The 25,417-nt window shown below is 39.1% G+C and carries 25 protein-coding genes and 1 pseudogene; 15 read left to right on the forward strand and 11 right to left on the reverse strand.

Features of this window, described 5'->3' with window-relative positions:
• Positions 1 to 150: 150 nt before the first annotated feature.
• From ACTJKN_RS01940 to ACTJKN_RS01955, 4 genes are all read right to left on the reverse strand, one after another.
• Positions 151 to 738, reverse strand: coding sequence for a hypothetical protein (locus ACTJKN_RS01940; RefSeq protein WP_440822189.1), 588 nt, complete (start codon positions 736 to 738; stop codon positions 151 to 153).
• An 87-nt stretch (positions 739 to 825) separates the two neighbouring features.
• Complete coding sequence (locus tag ACTJKN_RS01945) at positions 826 to 1,791, reverse strand: hypothetical protein (RefSeq protein ID WP_440822191.1); 966 nt, start codon at positions 1,789 to 1,791, stop codon at positions 826 to 828.
• A gap of 30 nt (positions 1,792 to 1,821) precedes the next feature.
• Positions 1,822 to 2,580 carry an HmuY family protein gene (locus ACTJKN_RS01950; protein WP_440822193.1) on the reverse strand — a complete coding sequence of 253 codons (759 nt, stop codon included), beginning with the start codon at positions 2,578 to 2,580 and terminating at the stop codon, positions 1,822 to 1,824.
• A gap of 7 nt (positions 2,581 to 2,587) precedes the next feature.
• A complete protein-coding gene (locus ACTJKN_RS01955) occupies positions 2,588 to 3,319 on the reverse strand; it encodes an HmuY family protein (RefSeq protein ID WP_440822195.1) in 732 nt (243 codons plus the stop codon).
• Between the two features lie 327 nt (positions 3,320 to 3,646).
• Between ACTJKN_RS01955 and ACTJKN_RS01960 the strand changes: the two genes are divergently transcribed.
• Genes ACTJKN_RS01960 through ACTJKN_RS01975 form a run of 4 tightly spaced genes read left to right on the forward strand, consistent with a single transcriptional unit; the run spans position 3,647 to position 6,794 of the window.
• Positions 3,647 to 4,489, forward strand: a complete 843-nt coding sequence (locus tag ACTJKN_RS01960; protein ID WP_440822197.1) for a heme/hemin ABC transporter substrate-binding protein — start codon at positions 3,647 to 3,649, stop codon at positions 4,487 to 4,489.
• Positions 4,489 to 5,532 carry a FecCD family ABC transporter permease gene (locus ACTJKN_RS01965; protein ID WP_440822199.1) on the forward strand — a complete coding sequence of 348 codons (1,044 nt, stop codon included), beginning with the start codon at positions 4,489 to 4,491 and terminating at the stop codon, positions 5,530 to 5,532. Before ACTJKN_RS01960 ends, ACTJKN_RS01965 begins: the two co-directional genes overlap by 1 nt.
• A 10-nt stretch (positions 5,533 to 5,542) precedes the next feature.
• Positions 5,543 to 6,430 carry a heme ABC transporter ATP-binding protein gene (locus ACTJKN_RS01970; protein WP_440822200.1) on the forward strand — a complete coding sequence of 296 codons (888 nt, stop codon included), beginning with the start codon at positions 5,543 to 5,545 and terminating at the stop codon, positions 6,428 to 6,430.
• 13 nt (positions 6,431 to 6,443) lie between these two features.
• Positions 6,444 to 6,794 carry a transcriptional repressor gene (locus tag ACTJKN_RS01975; RefSeq protein ID WP_440822202.1) on the forward strand — a complete coding sequence of 117 codons (351 nt, stop codon included), beginning with the start codon at positions 6,444 to 6,446 and terminating at the stop codon, positions 6,792 to 6,794.
• On the opposite strand, the gene ACTJKN_RS01980 is transcribed toward ACTJKN_RS01975, so the two are convergent.
• Positions 6,775 to 7,755, reverse strand: a complete 981-nt coding sequence (locus ACTJKN_RS01980) for a helix-turn-helix transcriptional regulator (RefSeq protein ID WP_440822203.1) — start codon at positions 7,753 to 7,755, stop codon at positions 6,775 to 6,777. The genes ACTJKN_RS01975 and ACTJKN_RS01980 overlap by 20 nt on opposite strands.
• A gap of 294 nt (positions 7,756 to 8,049) precedes the next feature.
• On the opposite strand from ACTJKN_RS01980, the gene ACTJKN_RS01985 reads away from it, so the two are divergent.
• Complete coding sequence (locus tag ACTJKN_RS01985; RefSeq protein ID WP_440822205.1) at positions 8,050 to 9,321, forward strand: carcinine hydrolase/isopenicillin-N N-acyltransferase family protein; 1,272 nt, start codon at positions 8,050 to 8,052, stop codon at positions 9,319 to 9,321.
• A gap of 170 nt (positions 9,322 to 9,491) precedes the next feature.
• On the opposite strand, the gene ACTJKN_RS01990 is transcribed toward ACTJKN_RS01985, so the two are convergent.
• Entirely contained in the window at positions 9,492 to 9,983 is a 492-nt protein-coding gene (locus tag ACTJKN_RS01990) for an anthrone oxygenase family protein (RefSeq protein ID WP_440822207.1), read from the reverse strand.
• Positions 9,984 to 10,293: 310 nt separating this feature from the next.
• Entirely contained in the window at positions 10,294 to 10,515 is a 222-nt protein-coding gene (locus tag ACTJKN_RS01995) for a cold-shock protein (protein ID WP_440822209.1), read from the reverse strand.
• A 121-nt stretch (positions 10,516 to 10,636) separates the two neighbouring features.
• Between ACTJKN_RS01995 and ACTJKN_RS02000 the strand changes: the two genes are divergently transcribed.
• Complete coding sequence (locus tag ACTJKN_RS02000) at positions 10,637 to 11,362, forward strand: LytR/AlgR family response regulator transcription factor (RefSeq protein WP_440822211.1); 726 nt, start codon at positions 10,637 to 10,639, stop codon at positions 11,360 to 11,362.
• A 94-nt stretch (positions 11,363 to 11,456) separates the two neighbouring features.
• Here ACTJKN_RS02000 and ACTJKN_RS02005 read toward each other — a convergent pair whose 3' ends face one another.
• Positions 11,457 to 11,636: a histone H1 gene (locus tag ACTJKN_RS02005; RefSeq protein WP_440822213.1), complete on the reverse strand. Its 180-nt coding sequence runs from the start codon at positions 11,634 to 11,636 to the stop codon at positions 11,457 to 11,459.
• Positions 11,637 to 11,977: 341 nt separating this feature from the next.
• Between ACTJKN_RS02005 and ACTJKN_RS02010 the strand changes: the two genes are divergently transcribed.
• The 3 genes from ACTJKN_RS02010 to map all read left to right on the forward strand — a co-directional run bounded on the left by ACTJKN_RS02010 (position 11,978) and on the right by map (position 14,801).
• The gene (locus ACTJKN_RS02010; RefSeq protein WP_440822215.1) at positions 11,978 to 13,132 is read left to right on the forward strand and encodes a helix-turn-helix domain-containing protein; all 1,155 of its coding nucleotides are present in this window, start codon (positions 11,978 to 11,980) and stop codon (positions 13,130 to 13,132) included.
• A gap of 176 nt (positions 13,133 to 13,308) precedes the next feature.
• Positions 13,309 to 13,920, forward strand: a complete 612-nt coding sequence (locus ACTJKN_RS02015) for a Crp/Fnr family transcriptional regulator (RefSeq protein WP_440822217.1) — start codon at positions 13,309 to 13,311, stop codon at positions 13,918 to 13,920.
• Between the two features lie 80 nt (positions 13,921 to 14,000).
• A complete protein-coding gene (gene map, locus ACTJKN_RS02020; protein ID WP_440822219.1) occupies positions 14,001 to 14,801 on the forward strand; it encodes a type I methionyl aminopeptidase in 801 nt (266 codons plus the stop codon).
• A 75-nt stretch (positions 14,802 to 14,876) separates the two neighbouring features.
• Here the strand turns inward: map and ACTJKN_RS02025 are convergent, their stop codons facing one another.
• Positions 14,877 to 15,881 (reverse strand): 2-hydroxyacid dehydrogenase, encoded by a 1,005-nt coding sequence (locus ACTJKN_RS02025; protein WP_440822221.1) that lies wholly within the window; start codon positions 15,879 to 15,881, stop codon positions 14,877 to 14,879.
• 64 nt (positions 15,882 to 15,945) lie between these two features.
• On the reverse strand, positions 15,946 to 18,699 hold the full coding sequence (locus ACTJKN_RS02030; RefSeq protein WP_440822223.1) for a glycoside hydrolase family 2 TIM barrel-domain containing protein: 2,754 nt from the start codon (positions 18,697 to 18,699) through the stop codon (positions 15,946 to 15,948).
• A 203-nt stretch (positions 18,700 to 18,902) separates the two neighbouring features.
• Between ACTJKN_RS02030 and ACTJKN_RS02035 the strand changes: the two genes are divergently transcribed.
• From ACTJKN_RS02035 to ACTJKN_RS02045, 3 genes are all read left to right on the forward strand, one after another.
• A complete protein-coding gene (locus ACTJKN_RS02035) occupies positions 18,903 to 19,166 on the forward strand; it encodes a hypothetical protein (protein ID WP_440822225.1) in 264 nt (87 codons plus the stop codon).
• Between the two features lie 8 nt (positions 19,167 to 19,174).
• Positions 19,175 to 19,366, forward strand: a complete 192-nt coding sequence (locus ACTJKN_RS02040; protein WP_440822227.1) for a KOW motif-containing protein — start codon at positions 19,175 to 19,177, stop codon at positions 19,364 to 19,366.
• Between the two features lie 134 nt (positions 19,367 to 19,500).
• A complete protein-coding gene (locus ACTJKN_RS02045; RefSeq protein WP_440822228.1) occupies positions 19,501 to 22,206 on the forward strand; it encodes an outer membrane beta-barrel protein in 2,706 nt (901 codons plus the stop codon).
• 737 nt (positions 22,207 to 22,943) lie between these two features.
• Here the strand turns inward: ACTJKN_RS02045 and ACTJKN_RS02050 are convergent.
• Positions 22,944 to 23,264, reverse strand: coding sequence for a helix-turn-helix domain-containing protein (locus tag ACTJKN_RS02050; RefSeq protein ID WP_440822230.1), 321 nt, complete (start codon positions 23,262 to 23,264; stop codon positions 22,944 to 22,946).
• A gap of 399 nt (positions 23,265 to 23,663) precedes the next feature.
• On the opposite strand from ACTJKN_RS02050, the pseudogene ACTJKN_RS02055 reads away from it, so the two are divergent.
• From ACTJKN_RS02055 to ACTJKN_RS02065, 3 genes and pseudogenes are all read left to right on the forward strand, one after another.
• A pseudogene (locus tag ACTJKN_RS02055) lies at positions 23,664 to 23,996 on the forward strand (recombinase family protein).
• Positions 23,997 to 24,194: 198 nt separating this feature from the next.
• Positions 24,195 to 25,064 (forward strand): formate dehydrogenase accessory sulfurtransferase FdhD, encoded by an 870-nt coding sequence (gene fdhD / locus ACTJKN_RS02060; protein WP_440822232.1) that lies wholly within the window; start codon positions 24,195 to 24,197, stop codon positions 25,062 to 25,064.
• Position 25,065: 1 nt separating this feature from the next.
• The gene (locus ACTJKN_RS02065) at positions 25,066 to 25,413 is read left to right on the forward strand and encodes a DUF7009 family protein (RefSeq protein ID WP_440822233.1); all 348 of its coding nucleotides are present in this window, start codon (positions 25,066 to 25,068) and stop codon (positions 25,411 to 25,413) included.
• The last annotated feature ends 4 nt before the right edge of the window (positions 25,414 to 25,417 follow it).

A 25,417-nucleotide genomic window follows, 5' to 3' on the forward strand; every position in this document is an offset into this window, starting at 1 on the left:
TTGCATTTTTAGGCCCGCAAATATGGTCTTACCAAAGGCTTATATTTAAAAAACGATTCGGGGATTATTCCCTCAATTGGGTATTTATGATTTACAGGAGCGATATTAGTGGTATCGCTCCTTTTTTATGCTGCCAGATTAAAGGCCTGTTTATTTTAACCTTTTAATGTGGAAATTAACTGTAGTGTTAAATGTACCTGAAGTGGTTACACCATCAAGCTGAACAGCATAAAGTTCTGTTGAACCTGCTACAGTTGAAGCATCGCCTACAAGTGCAAATCTTTTTGCTACAGGCGTAATGGTACGGTTAACCCGGTCATAATTATACCATCCAACTACAGTTGTGGTATTACTACCCAAAGTGCTAATTGCACCTAATGTAACTGAAGAAACATCGGTTAAATTAATGTTAGTTACATCAGTAATGGTTGCAGAATCGTAGTAACCCAGGTTATAACCAGATACCGGGGTGATATTCCCATTAAAGTTACTATCAAAGTTTACCTGATTGCCAGTAGTGGCTGTAACATTATTTAACAGATCATACCCTACTGCAGTCCAAGAGGTTGGAGAAGTAGAAGAATTGGTTACCACACCTGCTTCGGTATCACCAACTGCGATTAACGCAGTTGTATTTTGCAAAGCAAGTTTGTTATCTGGTTGAACAGCATCCTTTTTACAGGCGGTTCCTAATATGGCTAAAGTTGCGATGGCAAACGTGAGTTTTAAAAGTTTCATTTTCATTTTTTTTAGATTTATGATTTTTTATTATGTAAATGGGAATAATCTCCCGAATCGTTTTTCATGATAAAATGGTAAAAGGTATTATTTTGCGGTTACGGTAACATCCCAGTTTAGCGTTAACAAAGGCCAGGTACCAAATGCTGCAGTTGGTGTATATAACCCTGGTGGAACGGTATCGGGAATGCGGATTATCGCCTCGGTACGGGTAAAAGAAACTATTGGCAAAAGGGTTTTCTGTCCGTTTATCATGATATAAAACTCTTTAAAATCGTTAAATACCGTTGTGCTGGTCAGAATTTTAAAGGTTCCGCCTTGCTTGGCCGTAACCGGACCATAGTTTATCCCTGGCCTGCCATAAACTACATTTACCGGAAACTTCATTTCTGCAGTTAAAGCTTGTACTTTAACCCTGATTTTGCATGCGCCAGGTTCCAGTATCTGAGGAGCCATTAATTTCCCATAAGTATAGGTTTTCGTTGTACCTATCATAGATGCAGTTACACCTGGGGCACCAAAGGATGGAGATGCCAGAAATTCGTATTCTTTATTATTGGGGTCCACGAGATATGCCTTGATCTTTTTTATATCTGAAACATTAAAATTGCCCTGTAGGGCAATATCCGCACCACCAATAGCTATATTAGCTGTACTGGTCGCCGTAGACAGTTCAGTTAATACCAATGGTGCTTCCTGATTTTGTTTGATGATCAGTTTGTAGGTTGATGTAGTTTGATCGGTACCGATAACCGTATAGGTCTTTTTTGTATCCGATACTTCTACCGGCAGAATGGCCTCGCTCAATTTAGCACCATCAGAGAGTTTGATCACAGGTTCAATTACGTCTAACTCGTAATAATATGGTAGATAGAGTGTAATCGTTTTATCTGTTTCATCTATCGCAGCAAATAGATTCTGATCGGATACGGCAACCTTAAATTCGGTGATTTTATTTGCCGGAAGTGGGTTCAGACCAATTGTTTTTTTGCAGGCGGCAAGCGTAGCAACTGTTAATATAATACAAAGCAGCTGCGTTAATTTATTCTTCATTTTAATATGGATATTGATTTATGCGTGGGTTTATTTAATCTCGAATTTTGTGCTTCCTTTTGGCACAATGACGAATTCAAAGGTGAAATACATGTGCGGGGTGGTTCTGAACCATTTATCGGCAGTAAAGGCATCTTTATAACAGCTGATCATTTTAATCTTGGCATAATCGCCTTTGGCCGTACGGACAATAACGGTGCGTTTTTCGGGCATGGCATAAGCCACATGTTGTTTATCGTAACTGCCGTCTCCCCTCTTGGTGCCCCCAAAATCGTACAGGTACCAACCAATGCCTTCTCCAAAGTCGCCTTCATTGTCGGTTCCAATAAATTTGCTGATGCTTAATGTAGCATCTGCAGGCACATCAACTACCTGGTCAAATGATTTTTCCAAAATGGTAATAGCACCTAAACCTGTGCTTCCCGATCCTAAACTTGCTGATGACTGACCGCTATTAGGACTTAAAAAACTATTGTAAAGGCCATTAAAACCAACATCCCAGCGATTGGTTTTGGCATATAGCAAGGGCACTATTTCTTTTGTTTCCAGGCTAAACAGCACAGCTGTTGGTGGTACGGTTGGATTGGCATCATCCGTTTCTACAGCAAGGTTTTCGATACGCTGTAATTTATAATATGCTGTACCACCCTCGGTTTTGGTCGGTATTTCTTTTCCAGGTTCAGGAGAAATAATGTCATCTTTTTTGCATCCCGTAAAGAGCACAGCCAGCATTAAAGAGGTTGATGCCCACTTAAACAGCACTTTATTTATTATAGTAATATTGTTCATCTTTAAATTATTTGGTCTGTAAATTTTTGCTTCCATCCTGCTGTACGTAATATTTAAAAGTATAATAAGGCGCAGGCCAGTTTAAATCAGTAACACTGGGTGGATTGCCTTTATAGGCATTAATCAATTGTAGTTTGGCATATTTACCATCAGGTAACCTAATGGCGTAGGTGCGGTTGGGTATAGCCTGCATAATGTGCGAACTGAGGCTATAGAAAAACCATCCGTTAGAGGTTGCCGACGATGCCCAGCCGATTTTAGTTACTTCGCTTGCACTAAAAGCCTGATCAGAAGGAGCCTGATTAACGGTATCATAACTTTGCTCAAGCATTATAACCTCACTTTTGGCCGTTCCGCCATAACCGGGGTTATATTGATAATCTTTATCGTTTACATAAACTTCGCTATTGTAGGGGCCAGTAAAGGCCAGGTCCCAATCCTTTGTCTTTAGCCATTGTGCCGAATCAGCTGCATTACGGATCCAGATCTGTTTCTGATCTTTAAAGCGAAAAAGAAAAGTATAAAATGCACGTACTTCTTTGCCCGGTGTTCCATTTCCCATGGCGGCCTGTGTATCGCCAGCCAGATCGGTAACTACAATACTCTTACCATCCTGTAAAACTTCGTTAGGATCGGGATCATCTTTTTTGCACGAACCAAGTGAGAGAACCAATGACAAAAAACCAACAGCTAAAACTGTTTTCCTCTTTATCGGTCGACTGTGTTTTATATACTTCATCGCTGATATTATTTTTAATCATTCTAAATAAGAACACTGCAAACATCCATATTAACCTCCATAAATGGTTTGTTCAATCCGTATTTTAATTTGTTCAATCCGTATTTTCTTTTGTTCAAAGCGTATTATTTATCACTCGTTTTAACTAAATCTTATTGATTACCGTCTCAAAAAAAAAACCATAAAAAACTGAAAAACAGACAAATAACAGAATCCTCGGTCTAAATCGGTTTTAAAAATTGTATTTGGGGTTAAATATCTTACCTGCTTAATTACTTGTATTTAGATTAATTAAACACTTTTTTTGTTCCTATAACTATCGCCTACATGAGGATTAAAAAGTATTATATTGTATTGATTATTGTTTCTTATTTCAGTGCTACGCAATATGTTCTTGCACAAGCGAAGCGCATCATTACCTTAAGCAGTGCCATTAGTGAAACCGTAAATGCATTGGGTTATGGCAAGAATATTCTGGCTACCGATGTAACCAGTGTATGGCCAGAAGAGATCAACAGATTGCCTAAAGTGAGCAGAAACCGCTCCTTTTCTGTTGAAAGTATTACCGCTTACCGTCCAGATCTTATTCTGGTACCTGAAGGAGATTTTTCTAAAGAAAACCTTTACCAGTTTAAATCATTGGGTATCCGGGTGGTTACCATCCGCCAGGAATTTTCTGTTAAGGGCGCAACAAAATTTATCAGGCAAATCGCTGCTGCCATTGGCGATAAGGCGCGTGGCGAACAGCTCGCACAAAAAACAGAAAGTAACATCAATACCACATTAAGTCAGCTAAAAAAGGGCAGCAAAAGCCCGAAGGTTTTATTTATTTATGCACGGGGCGTTGGCACCATGAATGTAGCTGGCAAAGGCAGCAGCATAGATGAGATCATTAAATTGGCTGGAGGCAAAAATGCCATTCAGGAGTTTAGCGATTTTAAACCTTATACCACCGAAGCATTGATTAAAAGCAACCCAGATGTGATTTTAATGTTCGATTTCGGATTAAGCAGTTTAGGCGGAAGAGCAGCCTTTTTAGATCTCCCTGGTGTAAGTTATACCAATGCTGGAAAAAATAAAAAGATTATAGAAATGAACGGACCTCTGCTCATCAATTTCAGTAATCGTTTACCCGAAGCCATTAAAGCACTAAATAACCGTATTTTGTAATGAAAAGAACTGTTATTTATACCTGCCTGAGTGTAGGTTTATTGCTTTCAATCTGTTTTTCCTTAGCCCTGGGTGCCATGCGCATTCCCATAAAAGAAGTGATCGGCACCCTAACGCAAGCCATGGGGTTTTCTATTTTTGGCAGCGCCGGTCATGGTATAAACGAAGGGGTAATTATGATGATCAGACTGCCACGCACCCTAATGGGTGTACTGGTTGGTGCTGCTCTGGGCATTTCTGGTGCAGCCATACAGGGAATATTCAGGAACCCACTGGCCGAACCCAGTTTGGTTGGTATATCGGCTGGTGCATCGTTAATGGCGGTATTGATTATTGCTTTCGAAACTCTGTTATTTTCTAGTTTGAGTCAGCTGCTGGGGTATTACCTTTTGGCCTTTGGCGCTTTTGCCGGTGCAGGCATTACCGCCATGTTGGTATATAATCTTTCCAAAATCAATGGACAGGCCAATGTTTCGACCATGTTGCTCGCGGGTATTGCCATCAATGCAATGGCTGGCGCTTTAACCGGATTGGTTACTTATCTGGCCGACGAACAAAAACTCAGGAGCATTACCTTTTGGATGATGGGCAGCCTGGGCGGGGCAACCTGGCAAAATGTAAGCTGTTTATTTCCTTTCGTAATTATCCCTGTAATCGGGTTACCATTTTTAGCAAAAGGTTTAAATTTATTTGCAATTGGCGAAAATCAGGTCGAACTGATCGGCCTAAACCCCAACCGTATCAAAATAATGGTAGTGGTATTGGCTACTATGGCTGTTGGTGCTTCTGTTGCCGTTTCGGGCATTATCGGTTTTATTGGCTTGCTCATCCCCCACCTTACACGTTTGTTGGGCGGAGTGGACCATCGTTTTGTGCTTCCTGTTTCGGCATTAATGGGCGCATTGGTACTTACATTGGCCGATATGGTTTCGAGATTGATTGTACAGCCGATTGAATTGCCAATTGGCGTGGTTACCGCTTTAATGGGCACACCCATATTTTTATATATCCTCATTAAAGACAAAAAGAAATTAGTTAATTAAATATCGGTTTATGCTCAGAGTAGAATCCATCAGCTATAAATTAAACAACAGGCCGCTTTTAAAAGATATCTCGTTCAGTATCAGGCCAGGCGAAATGGTTGCGCTTTTAGGGTCGAACGGTGCCGGAAAGTCTACCTTGATGCGCCTGCTTTCTGGTGAACGAAAGCCGGATAGCGGGCGAATCATGTTATACGGAGCAGATATTAAACATTATAACCGAAAAGTACTGGCCACCAAAAGGGCTTATCTGCAGCAGCACAACCCCATTACCATGGCCTTTAGCGTGAAAGAAATCATCATGATGGGCCGTTATGGTTTTAAAAGTTTATCATCGGCAAAAAATGATCAGCTTGCGCTTGCAGAAACGATGGAAATCTGCGGATTAACTGATCTTGCAGACCGATCAATGTTAAGTCTTTCAGGTGGTGAACAGCAGCGGGTACACCTGGCAAGGGTAATGGCCCAATTGTGGGACAATAAGGATTCTGTATTACTCTTGGACGAACCAACTAATAACATGGATCTTCAGTTTCAGCACCAAACCCTGGCCATAGCCGCTGCCATGGCAAAAAGGGGGTACATGATTATAGTGGTACTGCACGAAGTTAACCTGGCCGCACAGTATGCCAGCCGCATTATTATTTTAAAAGATGGTAGAAAATGGTGGGACGGAACACCTGTACAGGTACTTACCCCTCAGCATATGTATACCGCATTTGGCATCCATGCACAGGCCTATACAGACCAAAGTAGTCTAAAAACGGTTATTGTACCAAAGGAAATTAAACTTGATGCCGGAAAATTTAACACCAATCTGAAAACGACACAACAACCCATATATAAGTTAAAAACTATCGAAACCGATGAATTAATCAACCTCCAATCTGTAAAGATTTAAATCTCCGCTACCTATGGAAAACATTCAAAAACTATTCAATACCGCACAAACTATTGGCCAGCTACCTAATTCGGCCTGTACCGACGCATTTAAAGAAACACTTTTAAAGGCAATAAACGAGTACTGTAGATTAAAACGCCTGTCCTTTTCCGAAAAAAGATTATGGATTGCGTTTAAACTGATGGAGGTAAGCGATTTTATTCATCCCGAATCACTTTGGCTAATGCTTAAGGAAGATAAAACACCCATCAGCATCGGTTGTGTATACACGAACCTAAAGCTAATGGAAGCAGCAGGTATAGCCGAAGCTCAAAGTGCAGGATCGAGACTAATCTTGTATAAGATCAGAGCCGCACATCACTAGGCAAAATGCCATAGTATTTTTTGAAAGCATTGGTAAAACTGGCCTGATGTTTAAAACCAACGTTTACGCCTACCTCGTACATATTTTTTCCTTCTTCTAAAATTAATCTTTTGGCCTCTTCCATTCTTAAACGGGTTACAAAATCGTAAATGGTACTGCCAAAATATTTTTTAAAACCTGTTCTCAATTTAAACTCATTAAGCAAGATCATTTTAGAAAGCTGTTTATGGGTTGGTGGATCGATATAATCGCGTTCCAGAATCTCCCTGGCTTCTTCAAGTTTTGGGATATCGCGATCAAGTAGCGACTCTCTACCGCCTTGTATATGCTGACTAAACTGCTCCAGCTGGTACATAATCAGTTCGGTAATCCGGGCATCGGTAAACAGGCGTTTCAATTCCCCATCCTGCCTGCAGGTGATAATCGCTTCGATTGATCTGCGCATTTCTGGCGTCATAAAAAGATCGTGTTCGGCAAAGGATGTCGAAATCCCTTTTTCCATCTCCTGCACAAATTGCTCATGTAATGGAGAGTACAGATCAACCAAACGCAAATAATAATCTTTAGAGAGTACGATTAAAAAATATACAAATTCTACATCGGGCTTCACATCATATGCTTCTTTTGCCGAGGGGATGTAGCGGATGTTATGCCTGCTCCGGCCGTATTTCGCCGATTGTTTACCGGCAGCGCCCGCACCGTTTTTATTGCTAAAAATAAACTGACAGGTAATGGCCTCTCCTTCTACCTCGGTAAGGATCCGGGCAGGTCCATCAAATTTCATCTCAGAATGCACCAAAAAAAGACCATTGGTAGAGAGCTGATAATTTTTAATGCCTACCGGAGCATCTTTAATGGTTATTGATTTTTCGGATAATCGGTGATCGGGAACATATTTATCTGGAATTTCTTCCATGAACAGAAAATCTTTCTGATGCTCTATTCTTGCCTTTACAATCATTTCCGGTCTAGGTTAATGTTTAATCATGGGATAGAACAAATATAACAATATTATTTATATCAATTCTAAATAAGAGCAATTAATCTACATTCTTTATAGTAAGATATAAATGGAAGATGGGATTAGCTAAGTCCTCAACCAGTATTGATTTTAGTATTGTTCGTTTTCGAACGAAAACTGTTCAATTATGGACATGTTTTGTTTCGATTTTATAAAAGAAGTATCCGAAATGAGTTCAAAGCAATACTCTCCATAAATGGCACAGACTTCGCAACTACGGAAAATAAACTAAAAATGAAGAGAATACTACTATTTGCACTTATGGTTTGTTCCATATTGTTTCAAAACATTTATGCCTGTACAGTGATCTCATACGCACTAAAAGGTGAGGCATATGCTGCAGCCAATGAGGATGATTATATGGGTTTTGCAAGGATCTGGTTTAATCCAAGAACTGCCGAGAGATATGGTTCGGTGTGTTTTGGACTTCCCGACCTACAGGCACAAGCTGCTATGAATGAGTATGGCCTGTTTTACGATTTTACCGCTCAGAATATCGATCCTACTAAATATCATCCTAAAAATATTTATAAAGGCGATCTTTTTTTTGAAATCCTTGGCAAATGTAAAACAGTAAAAGAAGCTCTTGTTTTCTTAGAAAAATACGATTACGCCATCAGCTCGCAAGTATTAATTGCCGATGCACTGGGAAATTCGGCCATCATCAATGCCGGGACCAAACTAATCAAATCCGACCATTACCAGATCAATACAAATTTTGATATTGGTAACCTAAAAACAAAAAACTATTCATGTAGAAGATATGATATCTCAGATGATGCCCTGAAAAATTCGAAAACCATAAATGTGCGTTTTTTACGCGATATCTTAAACCGCACCCGACAGGAGGGAAAACTATCTACCATTTATAGCAATATCTATGATCTTAAACGCGGAATCATTACGATATACCACTTTCACGATTTCGAACACCCTTATGTAATCGATTTAAAGAAAGAACTGGCCAAAGGCTACAGGCTAGAAAAAATAAGCGATCATTTCGCTACAGGTTTTGCCTATGAGCAGTTTTCAATGAGCGATCGGGCCATGTACCGTAAGGAAATGATTTTGGATGAGATTAACAAAAATGGAGTACAGCCTACTCTCAACCATTACTTCGATTTAGGCAGAAATGCAGTTAAAAGGGATAGTACCATCAATGGTGTACTACTGGAGGTTGGCGTTCAATTGATTAAAGATAGTTACAACAAACATGCTAATGGCGGGATATGGGAATATTGGTTCGCAATGCCAGGTGGTTTTAAAATAGAAAGCTTTAATGACAAACGATTAAAAGCTGCGGCAGAAATTTTCGATAATTTAAGCGCCGAAAAAGGAATTGACACCAAGCTGAAGAACTTTATTTTTGAGTTAAGCGCTTATGTTAACCTCCTTCAGGGCGATCAAAACAAGGCAAAAGAATATTATAGAATAGCCGCAAACAATAGCGCCAATACCTGGCCGATATCCTTCAACAGGGCAAAAAAAATGCTGGCCATTTTATAAAACGACAAAATACCGGTTACATGCTAAAATTGAGGAGTACATAACAGCTAGCGACCAGATCAGGATAAACAAATTTATTAAAACGATAAATTTTATATATCTGCTATCGAAACCGTAATAGCCTCGGAGTCTAAACTGTTGTTCACCTCCGTTTCCTAACAGTTCCCCCATTAAACATTGCGGCTTAATATTGCTGCGTACGCTACCAGTACAATACAGATAAATGAGGCGATGGTTCTGATCCGGTGGAATAAATTCCAGCTTGGCTCGAATTTTTGGCGCAATGCAGTTAGTTCTGTTGCATCAAGTTTACCAAGATCTGCCCCATCCAAAAGGTTATTAAGGGGTACATTACCAATTATGGTAACCAGAAAAACACCACCAAAGTATAATAAGGTTGCCGCCAAAAGCAGGTAAAACACCATAGGCTGTTCTCTAAAAAACCAAACACTTATGGGTAATATAACTAGCGTACCCATAAAAGAAATAAAAAATAACGGATTTAAAATAGCCCGGTTTATTGATTGCATAGCCTGTAAAAAGGAAGCATCAGAAAGACGCGCCAAGCCTGGAATAACCGAACAGGAGTACGCATAAAAAAGACCACCAATAAGTGCAGTAGAAACTGTACTCAACAAAAGAACCAAGGTTTTGAAATTCATAAACAATTGCTTTAAATGTATCCGTACTCTTAAGAGCGTGACGAATTTAAGCAAAAACGTTATCTGAAAAAAAATAAATCCCATCTAAAAAAGAGCGCCAATTTAGATAAGAAAGAGAGATAATCCAGATATGAAAAGTTAATAGGTAGATGTTAAATAAAAAATTTTAATGTTTACTGCTCCCAAACAAACGCCGTCTAAATTAAAATTCTACATTTTCATTTATTGTAAACGAAGATCGTATTCTGTTCTTATTTTCAGTACCGGGTTACATAGATAGGTCTGTTTTCGTTACAGATCGGTGCAAATGTTAGTCAAAGCCCATATTTAGAACTACAATATCAGTAGCCTGGCATCCCACCTGCCCTTGTTCTAAATTAAAGCGGACTTTGGTTCCTACAACTAAAGAACGACGGTAAATCCCTATCAATTTCTGGTTATCTGCATAAACCATTTCCTTTCCATCATCGGGTGCAATAAATCCGAAACCTCGTATCGGATTATACCATTTAATCACTCCTGTATACATCATAAAGCACTTTTTTAATTTAAATTAGCCAACAGAAAGAAACTTTACAGCGAAACAGGATAAAACGTTCTATTTTCGGTATAAAAAGGTGTAATTTCGTTATATATACAATGAAGATTAACAAATGATTAGGTGTATAGCCATTGATGACCAGCAAAACTCGATTTCAGGGCTTGAAAAATATATTGCGAATACCCCAAACATGACACTTCTGGCGAGTTACACCGATCCAGTAGTGGCCCTGAACGAACTTAAAAAGATTGACCAGGTAGATGTGATATTTATGGATATTCAAATGCCACAGATTTCGGGCCTCGAACTTTCTAAAGCAATCCGCTCGAAAACCAGGAAACTGATATTTACCACCTCTCATGAGGAATATGCCTTTGAAGCATTCGAAGCAGAAGCAGATGCATATTTACTTAAACCTTATGGTTATGCTAAATTTGCCTTAACGGTAAACCGTGTTTTTGAGAAAGAAATAGAAAATATAGGGCAGGAAACTCATTTTTTGGTCAAAAATAAATCAGAAGACCACAAAGCGGTTTTAGTTCACTATGCCGATATAATTGCTTTTGAAAGTTTTCACAACTATATCAAAATACATACAAAAGAGAAAATAATTATTGCTTATTTAAGTTTGAAAGACGTTAAAGAACAACTGAACCTTAAAAAGGGCTTCATCCAGCTGCATAGGGGTTATATTATTTCCATCAATCATATTTTACATGTAGAGGGAACAAGAGTAACACTTTCAAACCACACCAGCTTTACTGTTGGCGACCTTTACTACAATGATTTTCGTGATTTCTTCACCGATAAACTTATTACGAGTAAACGGAATAAATAACTTTTAGGATAGATAAAGGACAAAGACCTAGACTGGCACATAAAAAGAAATCCCACGTAAAACGCGGGATTTCTTTTTAAAAGCGAAAAACAAATTATTTAGCGCTATTTTTTTTATCAGTTACTTCAGCTCTAATCTCTTGGGCCAAAACTTTTAGCTCTTGCATTGCTTTACGTACACGTGTACCTGCTGCAGCATTACCACCATCATAAAATTTAGTTACATCTGCTTCAACAGAAGAGATTAGATCTTGCACTTTTTTAAATTTGTCCATAATTTTTCTTTTATAGGGATGATAAACATCCATTAATTAAATATATTTCCTTTCCGCTTGCAATAAACGGGCCGCAAAACTATTGTTTTTTATAAATTAAACAAACGTTTATGCTAAATCATTATTGCGGAATAGTATAAAAGCAACAGTAATAGCAGCAATATCAGCCTATTTTTAGCCAAAAAATTTCATTCTTAGCATTTTGTACATCAAACATTTACGATAACATAATTTACAATGAAGGTAACTTAATTTAACAATTATGTTTTATCTTGGTTGGAAATATGCAATCTTTAAACCTGCTCGTTAGTACCAGTTGTCTATTCTTACTTTTATTCTCTATGCATCTTTTTTTCGCAAAAAAAGGGAATAAACTGCTTAACATTCTTCTTTCGGTTATATTTTTTGCCCGGTTTGGACAGATTTTAACCTCACTGCTCTTTAAATCGGGCCAACCTAATGCTTTAGCCTTTTTTCATCAAACTTTTACACCGTTTTATTATGCTGCCCCAGCTTGCTTTTACCTTTATATAACAGGCTTTCTTCAAGATCGTAAAAGTTTACAAAAAATAGAATGGCTTCATTTTGTACCAGCTTTGTTGGCTGTTATCCACGTTATCCCCTGGCATTTCTCTGCAACACTCAATTGGGAATTGATAGGAAGCCAATTAGCTGAAAATGGTTACTTCTCGCTAAAAACAAAAAGTGGCCTGTTTCCTCCATATTTCCATTACTTATTTAGGCCAATACTGGTATTTGGTTATTTGTGCCTTACCTGGATTGCAGTACTCCGTTTAAAAAACAAACCACAACAGATACTCGAAGGTGAAGGCAGAAAATGGATCATCTTTTTTCTCCGGATTGCGACCTTTTTCCAATTGTTTAGTTTAGTGCCTATTATTTTAAGAAGCTTACACATCCCATATGTTAATGCTTATTTTATTGTGCTCAATTGTTTGGCTTTATTAGTCATTTTGTTATATGCGCTTCACAAGCCTTATATTTTTTATGGCTACTTACTGGTGGCTGTTGATTGGACTAAAAAAATTGCAACCAAGAAAACTGAAACTGATTCCCCATTAGCTCCTTTATCAGAAGAAGATCCAAAACGTACACCTACAGCTGTCAAAAAAATTAATCTTTTAAATGCGCAGCTGTCTGACTACGCCCTTGCCATGAAAGAAATAATGGAAGGAGAACAACTTTACCTGGTGCACGATTTTCAGATTATCGATCTGGCGGCAAAACTTAACCTCCCGATCCACCATTGCTCTTTCGTAATCAACAAACATATTGGCAAAAATTTCCGCGACTGGATAAACAGCTACCGGGTTGATCATTTTTTAAAACAGTATCCGCTCAAATCGGATAAAATAACGATCGAAGCCATTGCTTCAGAAGCTGGTTTTAAAAGTCTGGCTACATTTTATAATGCATTTAAAAAAGAAACGGGCTTAATGCCAACCACCTATTTTGCACAGGAATTAAGCCGTTAACCTGTTATTACCCCGTTTTTTACTCTAACGATCGTATCGTTAGAGGCCACAACCAGGCTGTATTTCTCTAAACATTGAAATACCAGATATCTTTGGTTTCTGATCATCATCTGAGTATGTTACTTCAAATGAGTATGCTTTAATCCATTTCTCAGCAATCTAAACAAGCCTTAACTATGCCTTATTCAACATCGTTTTTACGCCCGCTTTTCGATTATATTGAGCAATTCTATCCATTATCTGAAGCCTTTAAGGCCGAACATGAAAGATCTTGTAAACTTATCCATGTTAAAAAGAATAAACACATTCTTTCGCCAATAGACAATAATGCTTCGCTATATTTTTTGGTACATGGACTCGTTCGTGGCTTTGTACGAGATGGTAAAAAAGACATTAGCACCTGGTTTAGCTGTGGAAATGAATTAATTGGCGCTATACGTCATCCCGATCAGCAGCCCGATCATTCGATAGAGTATCTCCAGGCCCTGGAAGAATGTCAACTCATCTGTATCCCATATACCCTAATCGATTCGATGTATGCAAACTATCCAGAGGCCAACCTAATCGGCAGAAAGCTATTGGCGCTTCATTATTATGCTGCATCAGAAAGATCAATCCTGGCCAGGATACCAAAAGCAATGAGCAGGTACCGCAAACTCCAGGAAAGCGATTTGGATATCAACAGGATACCGCAGCGTTATCTGGCCAGCTACCTTGGCATGCGTTTAGAAACCCTAAGTAGAATCAGAAATAAAGTTTTAACACTTGATTACCGGTTGTGCTCTTAATTTAGGCACAAATATTCAGTCCTTTATCATTCAATTCTTTGTCTTTTTTCCTTTCCGCTTCTTTTACTAAATTTGCGGCAATGATTTTATATAAAACCAACGAAGAAGTAGAACTGATGCAGATCAGTGCCCTACTGGTGAGCGATACCCTTGCAGAAGTAGCTAAGATATTAAAGCCAGGCGTTACAACCCTTGAGATTGATAAGATAGCCAACGAATTTATACTTGATAACGGCGCCATACCTTCCTTTTACAACTATAATGGTTTTCCATTTCATATTATTACCTCGGTAAACGATGTGGTTGTACATGGCTTTCCAACTAAAGATGAGCTCAGAGATGGTGATATTATCTCAGTAGATGTGGGTACCATAAAAAACGGTTTTCACGGCGATCATGCTTATACTTTTATCATCGGCGAAGTATCGCCAGCGATACTGAACCTGGTAAAAACAACTAAAGAATCGCTCTTTCTTGGAATTAAAGAAGCTGTTGTGGGCAAACGCATTGGCGATATTGGTGCAGCTATCCAAAATCATAACGAAAAGCAGGGTTACGGCGTAGTGAGAGATCTGGTAGGCCATGGCTTAGGTAAAGATATGCACGAAGATCCACAGGTGCCAAATTATGGCCGAAAAGGCAATGGTTTACTCTTAAGAGAAAACCTGGTAGTGGCCATAGAACCTATGATAAATATGGGCAAAAAGGACGTTTTTCTAGATGAAGACGGCTGGACAATCAGAACTGCTGATGGAAGTCCATCTGTACATTTTGAGCATGATGTATGCGTGAAAAAAGGGGAAGCACTTATTCTTTCTAATTATGCCCCTATTGAGGCTGCAGAAAAGCAGAACAGCAATCTTAATACGTCTTATTACTAAATAGCAATATAATGGGCGCATGGAGATTTTAGGGAGATCAGCTTCTCAAAAAACTCCATGTAACCATCTGTCTTATTACACCAATATTGCATCTGAAACTATCTCTTCAGCATTATCGTTTAATAATATTTTAACCGTTTTTAGGGTAGACTCCGCAATTTCCGTTAAAGCCTCTTGCGTAAAAAAAGCCTGATGCCCGGTAAGCAAAACATTCGGAAAACTAATTAATCGCTGAATATCATCATCACCAATAATACTTCCTGAAAGATCTTTAAAAAAGAGCTGTTCTTCCTGTTCGTACACATCAATTCCCAGCGCCGCAAGTTGACCTGTTTTCAGTGCCTCAATCACTTCACGTGTATTAATCAATCCACCTCTGCTTGTATTGATTAGCGTAACACCTTTCTTCATTGTGGATAAGCTATTTGATCCAATCAGATAATGGTTCTCTGGTGTAAGCGGGCAATGCAGCGAAATAATATCGGCTTCTTTAATCACTTCATGAAAAGGCAAATACTTTACTCCCCCACTTTGTAATGATTTATTCACAAAAGGATCCGAAGCCAGTACAGTACAGCCAAAACCAAGCATAATTTTACAGAAAGCAGCGCCAATTTTCCCAGTGCCGATTACCCCTACTGTTTTGTCAAAAAGATTGAAACCCATTAAACCTGAAAGCGAAAAATTCTGTTCGCGTACGCGGTTGTAGGCCTTATGGGTTTTACGGTTTAGGGTAAGCAACATGGCTACTGCATGTTCTGCAACAGCTTGTGGCGAATAAGCCGGAACGCGGCAAACACGGATCCCGTATTGTTTGACCGCATTCAGATCCACATTGTTAAAGCCTGCACAACGCAAAGCAATAATTTTCACCCCTTTTTGCGCCAATATGGCTATAACATCAGCCGTTAATTTATCGTTCACAAATACACAAACAGCATCAGTACCTACTTTTATCGCGTCAGCAATATGAGGCCCCAGATGAGTTTCCCAAAATTCTAATTCAAAATCATAATGTTTATTACAGCTTTCAAAAAATTCACGGTCGTAAGGCTTCGCAGAAAAAAATACAATCTTCATATCGTTAAAAATACGGATTAAATAGGATTTTGCCGTGCAGTTTTAACCTAAGGGATTAAAACGCTTACTTTCCAAAATCAAATAATAGCGTCCCCTTGAAAGTTTTTCCGTCTGTTTTGTTTTTCTGGCTTTGAGGTCCCAATAATAAAGCCGACTGAAACTTGGTCCCGATGGCACTTATCCCTTTTAAGAAACCAATACTCCCTTCTGGAAAGGCAGGCTCTACATTGTTGTTGCTTAATGCCGCAGCTTCACGTGCAGGCCTTAACATTTGCAGATAAGTATCCTGATCGGGTATATAAACCGTAAATGGGGCTTCCTTATTTTCTACAGTCACCCAGTTCACTTCGGCATGATAACCTTTAAACTCAGGGTAGCCCCAGGTTTCGCCAGTGATCGAATTATTATAATCCTTATGCCAAACCCCGAACTGCTGCCCTTTTAACCTGTTTTTCCAAACCCGGTACGGGCCCCGGCCAAGGTATTTCATTCCGGTAATTTTATCCTCAGGATAATTAAAGCTAATACCCATAAAATCAGCATCGCCATGCTGGTTAAATTGATATTCGAGTTTTACCAGCTTTCCGGTTTCAAATGTCCACTTCGCCTGCAAATCACCAGCACCCTGATAATCAGACTCTACGATATACTTTGCGCCTTCTGCTTGATGACTAAAATTTTTCAATTCGGTATTTACACCAGCCAACACCGGACCTTTTGACAAAGAAATAATGGTATTCCCCTTAACAACTTTCTCCAGATAACCTGTTGCTTTTTCAAAATAGTAGCTAACACCATCCTGTTTAATCAGGAGCGATTGGTTAGTTTCTTCGGCTTTTACTCCTGAACTGGACAGTGTAGTTTCTTGCTTCTCTGCAATCAAACGGGCAGTTTTTATCGGCCAGCTCCAGGTAAATATTTCCTTCTTATCAGCCCCATAAGCAGTTAGATATAAAGCATCACTTTGTGCCCACGATTTTGGCAAAGCCAGATCGAGCATACCCTTTGCGCCAGGCTTAAGCTTAGCAACCGTTGCGCCACGGGCATTTACGATAGCTTTTGTTCCTGCTGTGTTAGCAGATGGGAAATTAAGCAATTTCCATTTAAAAGTACATTGATCAAGATTGGTAAAATTGAAACGGTTCTCGACTGCGATTTTACCATTAAAATCACTGTCAATTTTTGGCAGATCGACAAAAACCGGAGACCATATCTCTTTTATGGTGTAAAAACTGGCTTCCTTTTCGCGATGTGGGCCAATAATTCCGTCAGGCGCATGGTTTCCATCACCATCATAAATGCCGTTTTTATCTGTACGGATTACGTTTTCATCCACCAAAGCCCAGATAAAACCACCGGCACCATGCGGGTGAATCAACATTTGATTCCAGAAATCATCTAAAGCCGCACCAGCACCACCATCATAAAGCGCATGCATAAATTCAGTCGGAAAGAAAACCTCCTTCCCTGATGTAGCAGCCTTAACCATATAATTATAATCCGGATAATGTTTGGTGTCGGTTCCGTTAAACTTCTCCCATGGGTGAATTACGGTCCGTTTCTGTGGATCGTATAATGCATAATCATTATCAAGATCGGTATTAAAGCCTCCCTCGTTGCCATTGGCCCAAAAAATAATAGATGGATGGTTTACATCTCTGATTACAAGCTCTTTTACTAACCTGTGCCCTACTGTATTATCGTATTTTGCCTGCCAGCCCGTTAATTCATTAATCACATACAGTCCTAACGAGTCGCAGATATCCAAAAACTCAGCATCGGGTGGATAATGCGACATGCGAACGGCGTTCATATTCATTTCTTTCATTAACCTCACATCCATTAAATGTACCTCGCGACTTAATGTACGTCCGCTTTCGGGCCAAAAGCTGTGGCGATTAACACCTTTTAAAACCATTTTCGAACCATTCACATAAAAACCATCGCCATTACGCAGTTCAAGCGTACGAAAACCGAACTTTTGTTTTACCTGATGAATAATTTTCTGTTTATTTTTGATCCGCACAGCCACCTGATATAAATTGGGGAATTCGCTACTCCATAATAAAGGATTTGAGAAAGTAGCCTTCAGGGTCTGCATACCATTCACTAAATCCGCTTTTACAGTAAATGCTTTTCCCACATTTTCGCCGGTTAATTTTTTAACCTGGGCTTCAAGAATATCATCTGCAGCCAAATTTTGCCCATAAACATCAAGCTGAAAAGTTCCATCGGCCTTAGCATTAACCGCAACTCTTTCTATAAATTTATTTGGTACAGTTTCCAGGTAAACCGGGCGGAAAATGCCACCAAAAATCCAAAAATCGCTCGTTCTTTCGGCTTTATTAATCGACGCATTTGCCGATACTTTATCAACCGTAACTTCCAATAGGTTCTTCTGTCCGGGTTTTAACAGTGCGGTAATATCATATTTAAACCGATAAAATCCGCCCTTGTGCAGGTCTCCGGCCAGCTTTCCGTTAATACTAACCTTAGTATCGGTCATGGCGCCTTCAAAAACCAGGAATACTTTTTTCCCTGTTATTTTACCAATCAGAAATTCATAACGATAAATGCCCTGTTCGCTGGCTTTAACCTTATCGTGTCCATAGTTGTAAGTTCCAAAGCCCTGTAATTCCCAGTTAGATGGTACCGGTATTTTAGTCCATATGCCACTTTTACGACCTGCAGTACAATAAAAATCCCATTGTTTGGTATGGTCTTTATCTGTTCCTGAAAGATAGGTTTTAGTAGTTTCCTGCGAAAAGCCCGCGAAAGAAATCAATAGCAACAATACAGGTATTAATCTTTTGATCATGATATATTTGGTATAAGCATTAAAACAGCGTCAGCTTTCAACCAAAAATAATGGTTTTGGATTTATTAAACTGAACGTTTACAAGATAATGGAATTTGTACTTAAATGAGACTGAATAACCAGCATTTTACATCTTTAATCTTTCAGGGTTTTAAAAACATTAAAAATTTAATAATTTTACTAAGAAGCCTAACTGATCCGCTATGAAAAACAACAAACTATCCGAACTTAGCCTAACCGAATTAAACAAACAGAAAAAACAATTGAGCGGCCTGTTAATTGGAGGTGCTATTTTGATGTTGTTTCTGTTTGGTGCACTTTTATATCTGATTATTAAAAAACAAAACTTTGTGCTCCTAGCCGTTATTCCGGGCTGTATGCTCGCTTGGTTACCCGTTGCAATTAAATTAAGTCAATTAAATACTGAAATAAAATTACGGGGTTCAGAAACAAACTCAGGCCTGTAAAAACTAAAATGGAAACAACAAATTTAAAAGATGGCGACTACTGCGTTGTGGTTAAAGGAAAGCATTCCGGTAAGTTTGGCAAAGTAAGCGACATAAACACCAGTAAAACAGGCCACATAACTATTACTGTAGAACAAGATAATACTGTAAAGTTTAAAACCCTTGGCCGGAATGTAGTACTGAAAGCGCATACTAAATAAATACCTGAATTAAGATGGCAATCCAATCCTAAATACCATCCATCATTAGCTTTGATCTTCCATTCGGCCTGATAGCCAAGGGAAAGGAATCGAAAGCCATCACATCAATAGCTAAAATAGCCAAAATTAGTAACATGTTGATTACGCTGAACAGGGTTAACGCGCTGCTCCGTACTTTTATGCCACACACGAATAAATTCATGAGGGTTTTTACTAAATCGATTTTGCCATTCCTGCTCTTTGCGGGTATTTTTATAAATAGTAACGCACAAAATTATGCCATAAAGGGTATAGTGTTAGATACTGCAGGTTTGCCATTACCTGGTGCAGTAGTCAGGATTAAATTCGGTGCCGACAGTATAGGCACCTCCGCCAATCCCGATGGCACATTTGCGTTGGATAAGATTAAATCTAAACAGTTTACCTTATCAGCAGCTTTTATCGGCTTCGATACTTTTATTAAACAGTATCAGATCGAAAAGGGTAATATGTTAAACATCACCGATATCAGGCTTAAACCATCATCGAATACACTTGAGGGCGTAGTCATTTCGGGCGTTCCTCCTGTTAAAGTAACCGAAGATACCGTGAGTTTTAGCGCCAAGGCCTTTCCTGTTAGAGATGGCGATGCTGTTGACGAAGTGCTGAAAAAACTACCCGGTATTAAGGTAGATAAGGATGGGAATGTAACCAGTCAGGGATCGCCTGTAACCAAAATACGTGTTAATGGTAAAGATTTCTTCGGAACAGATGTAGCCACAGCCATTAAAAATCTTCCTGCCGATATTATCAAAAACCTTCAGTTTATAGACGATTATGGCGACCAGGCCAAACTTACAGGCATTAAAACAGGCGAGCCGGAAAAGGTGCTGAACCTGACCATTGAAGAAGATAAAAAGAAAGGTTATTTTGCCAGGGCCTCTGCAGGTTTGGGCAACGCCGGTCGCTATAATACCAATATACGGGGAAATAGCATGAAGGGCGAACGGCAGATTTCATTCGATGGCACTTCGGCCAATGCCAATATGCGTGGTGGTGGCGGCGATGGTATTACTACCAGAAATGTTGCCGGGCTTAACTATAAAAATGAGTTTAACACCAAACTATCTGCAGATGCCGGATATAATTTTAACAACAATAAAAACAACACCATTAGTTCTACCTATACACAAACCGTTTTACAAGATGCAGGACAAAATCCGCTGAGCAGACTTGAAGATGCCCGAAACAACAGTAAGAGCGATAACTATAGCCATTGGTTTGGCGGTAATTTGGAGTATAAAATAGATACCATGAATTACCTTAAAATTTCTCCGAATTTTTCCTATAATACCAATAGTGGCAATAATACAGGTAGCTCGCTTATTACTCAGGATACCTTGTCTACCCGAAGAGAAAGCAATAATTTCAGTAATCCGAATAACCTGAATGCCCGTACCAACATATTTTACAACCATAAATTTTCGAAGAAAGGCCGGAACCTGAGTTCCTGGAGTAACATTAATTACACCAACGGCGAAAATTATGGCAATGTATATAACAAGTATTTCAATTTTGAGGGTAAAGGAATCGATTCGGCACAAAACCTGCTGAACAACCAGAATAACCGGAATTTAGGGCTTAACATTGGGGCATCATACATGGAGCCGCTTTGGAAAAAAACCTTTTTAGAAGTAAACTACAGCTGGAACCGATCATCAACAAATAATTCAAGAGATACTTATAACGTAGTTGAAGGCAATGAAGTGTTTAATCCAAACCTTAGCAATATTTACGATTATCAGTTTATCACCAATAAAGTCGGGTTAAATTACAGATATATCGGCGAAAAGCTGAACTATACACTGGGCATTAACGCACAGCCGGCCTTACTTCAGGGGCAGAATTTAAGTAATAATATTGAAACCGTTAACCGTACTTTTAACCTCATTCCTTCTGGTCGGTTCTCGTATAAATTTTCTAACCAACAATCGCTGGATATGAATTACTGGGGCAGAAATAACCAACCTGGATTCTTACAATTGCAACCTATATCCGACAATTCGAACCTCCAGAACGTGGTTACGGGTAACCCTAATCTAAAGCCCGAATTTATCCACAGTATCAATGCCCATTACAAACAAGCCGATTGGAGTGCAGGAAAAGTAATTATGGCCAATTTCAAGTACGAACGTACTAACGATAAGGTTGTAACCACTAAAGAGCGTGTACCAGGTACTGTTAATCAGCTTACGAGTTACATTAATACAGATGGATACTATACTTTACAGGGCGATTACGACATTAGTAAACCACTTTCGGCAGAGCGGAAGTTTACCATTGGCTATTCTGGTTCGGGACAACTGAACAACAACATTACTTTTACCGATAATAGCAGAATAGAAGCACGTAATATGGCCTGGCGCCAGGAACTCGAGTTTAGGGTAGACCTGAAAGATATCGTAAATTTTGAGGTAGAAACCTCTTATTCGCAAAACCTGACCAAGTATTCGAATGATACGTTTACCGACCGCCAATCTAACCGTTTCGAGTGTGGGATAGAAGGACGCAATTATTTCTTTAAAGACCTTACTCTGGGCTACGATTTCACTAAACAGATTAACTCAGGTTTTGATAACACTGCGGTGCGCAATCCAACATTGCTTCGTTTATCAATGGAATATAAGTTTATGAAGAACGATATGGCCGCTATCCGTGTAGAAGGATTCGATCTTTTTGATCAAAACTCAGGGATATCAAGAGATGTGTTCGATAACGTAATTGTGGATAAGCAAGTTAACCGATTGGGAAGGTATTTTATGTTATCACTCATCTATAGGGTGCGTAAATTTGGTGGTTAAGATTAGCTTACATTTTTTTTACGAGGAAGAGAGATTAAATATCATCTGCGCTTATCTTCTAAAAATTGCCTGGCTATTCAGAGACAGATTTTAAATCCAAAAAAACATTGGTCAAGGTAATGAACGGCCGTTTGGTACGGACTGACAAGGGGTTGCAGGAAGTTCATTTCGGGCCATTACCCGGCAGGAGATTTTCCGATAACGACTCAACATTTATACGCTGAAAACTCTCCGAAAATTTAGATAATAAATATAGTTAACGACACAAAGAAAAGTTGAAACTTAGATCATCTTAATATAGATAACACACACAAATACTTGATTATCAATCATTTACCAATACAAAAAATACATCTGCCTGTAAATCAAATTTTTACATCAAAAAATCTGCAATACGAAAACTAAAATAACAGCGGTGTTTATCTCGCTCGTATGTTGATAACTCGCTGGATATTGAACCATTTAGCACCTCATATTTGATGAGTGAATATTTGAGAAGACGGTTTTTTGCATGCTGTCGCTTATCCAAATGTGGTTTTGCAATAGCACCGGAGGTAAATGCGAGTGCTGGTTACGCAAAATAACTGTTCGGGTGTTAAGTCTTTCGATTAATGCTAATCTGCACTAGCCGGAAAAAGTACGGTCCGGTTGGATGCCTGGAAATCAGCTTGGCTGGCTATTTGACTCTTAAATCACCTCATGTTTTTTCCACGATAGGAATATTTGATGGTACAAGATTAATTGCTTTTACTTTGCGATTCCTGAATGATTTCAGATGCAGTTTTACGTCTGGAAGCTGAAACCCAATTTTTGAGTTCCGATTGGCTAAAGTACAATCGCCTGCCCGGCTTGCTTACCGGTATTTCCATTCTACTGACTTTAGAGTATAGGGATTGCACGGAAACCTTCAGGTAGTCAGCAGCTTCCTTTACAGTTAAAAGATCATTCGATCTGTCTTCCACTGGATTAAGATCTGATACCAGTTCTTCGATCCGTTCCACTTTTTCAAATAACTGACGGATAATTTCAGGAAGTTTCTCAAAGCCAAATGGTTCCATAGCAAATTTAATTTACCGCAATTTTGTGCATTACTTTACTGGTATTATCCAATATTGGGGGGATTGGACTATTGGTGTACTAGGCGCAAATCGAGCAGCGCCTCTGAGGATTTGCACTCGATTAAATAATGTTTATTTTAAATCACTATGATGACTGATTGAAGCACCTTTGGGGGTCCCAAATCAAATTAATATCGTCGTCAGATATAGCCCAAATCGCTCAAATCGCAGCATTATTTGTAAAACTTGAAAATTCAGAAAAAGGGTCAAATGACTAATTTCATTAGGATTTCTAATTTTCAATAAAAACTAAGGAATATGAAAATAGCAGATTTATAGTTAAGAGTAAGCACCGATGAACAAGCTGAAAAAGGATACTCCCTAAATAGTCAAAAACAAATACTTGAAACCTACTGTCAAATTAACAACATTAAAATCAGAAAGATATTTACTGAAGATTTTTCTGCGAAGACTTTTAACCGTCCCGAATGGAAACAAGTAATCGAATTTCTAAAGAAGAACAAAAATGAATCGGACCTGCTCTTGTTCAGCAGATGAGATCGCTTTAGTAGAAATACAAGTGATGCCTACCAGACTATAGCCATATTAAAAAAAATGGGTATTGAAGCGCAAGACATAGAACAGCCTCTCGACTTAAATGTTCCTGAGAATAAATTGATGCTGGCTATATATCTCGCCATGCCCGAAATCGAAAATGATCGGAAAGGATAATATACTTTATGGGATAAAATTAGCTAAATTTAACTTAGTATGCAGGTAGCGAGATAAGATCATAAATTGACGAAATATCATGAATAGACAACAGCTAAAAACACTGCAAAAGCATAATCATCAGCAAATTAATGAGTGGCACAATATTGGAAATAGAGTATTTGCCGACAATATTTGCTTATGAAATAAAACATGGAGATGATGAACACAGAAAGTATAGCTAATCACCCTACTGTTAACATTGGGATCAAAAAATTCCATAACGGGCACTTTGCAGATATGGAAGATGTTCTCGCAATCGAGGAACCTTTGGAAATCAGATTAGCATACGGCCCGGTAGGCGACCGCAATGTTTCAAATATTTCGGTAACCATGCGTACCCCAGGCTCGGATGAAGAGCTAGCAATAGGTTTCCTATTTACTGAAGGCATAATTTCAGGCCGAGAACAGATCTCACAGGTAGCACACCTTTTCATTGCCTGCAGAGAGAATAAACAAAATACCATTTTGGTAGATCTAAGTGAAAATGCCATCCCGAGATTACCGGAAATAGAGCGGTCTTTTTATACGACATCAAGTTGCGGAGTTTGTGGAAAAGGCTCTATAGAGGCAATCAGAACAGTCGGCAATGCGAAAACAGAAGAAGTTGAATTATTCAAGATAGACATCGGAACACTGATTGCATTGCCAGAGCGACTTCGGGCAGAGCAAATGGTATTCAGAAAGACGGGAGGTTTGCATGCTTGTGCTTTTTTCGATAGAGATGGCAGGCTATTACTGGTCCGGGAAGACGTTGGTAGGCACAACGCCCTTGATAAGCTAATCGGTGCTGGATTGGAAAATGGAACTGTCCCAATGGATAATGGGATACTTATGCTAAGTGGGCGCGCAAGTTTTGAGCTGATCCAAAAAGCGGTTATGGCAGGAATTAAGATCGTGGTAGCTGTAGGTGCACCCTCAAGCCTGGCGGTCGAGTTATCCAAAGAATTCAATATTACACTTATAGGATTTATCCGCGAGGATCGCTTTAATATATACGCTTCGCCGGAGAGAATAATTTTTGAATAAAATGAAGATAAGAATCAAGGAACAATCAATCAGATTTAGATTGACACAAAGCGATGTCAGGAACCTGCATGCAAAGGGGGAGCTGGAAGAGCATACAGATTTTCTTACCGGCAGATTTACGTATGCGATTGCGGAGTCCGAGGTTGGAAACCTATCTGCAACGTTCGAAAATGGGAGGATTACACTTCAGATCCCAAGAGAGATGATCAATGAACTCGAATCGACGGATCGGGTGGGTTTTTCCGGAAATACGGGAACATTGAAGCTATTGATCGAAAAGGATTTCACCTGTCTTGACAATACAATGGAGGATCAGAGTGATAATTATCCAAATCCGCTATTAGCTTAAGAAT

It is taken from the genome of Pedobacter sp. 22163 (assembly GCF_052045595.1).
Taxonomy (GTDB): domain Bacteria; phylum Bacteroidota; class Bacteroidia; order Sphingobacteriales; family Sphingobacteriaceae; genus Pedobacter.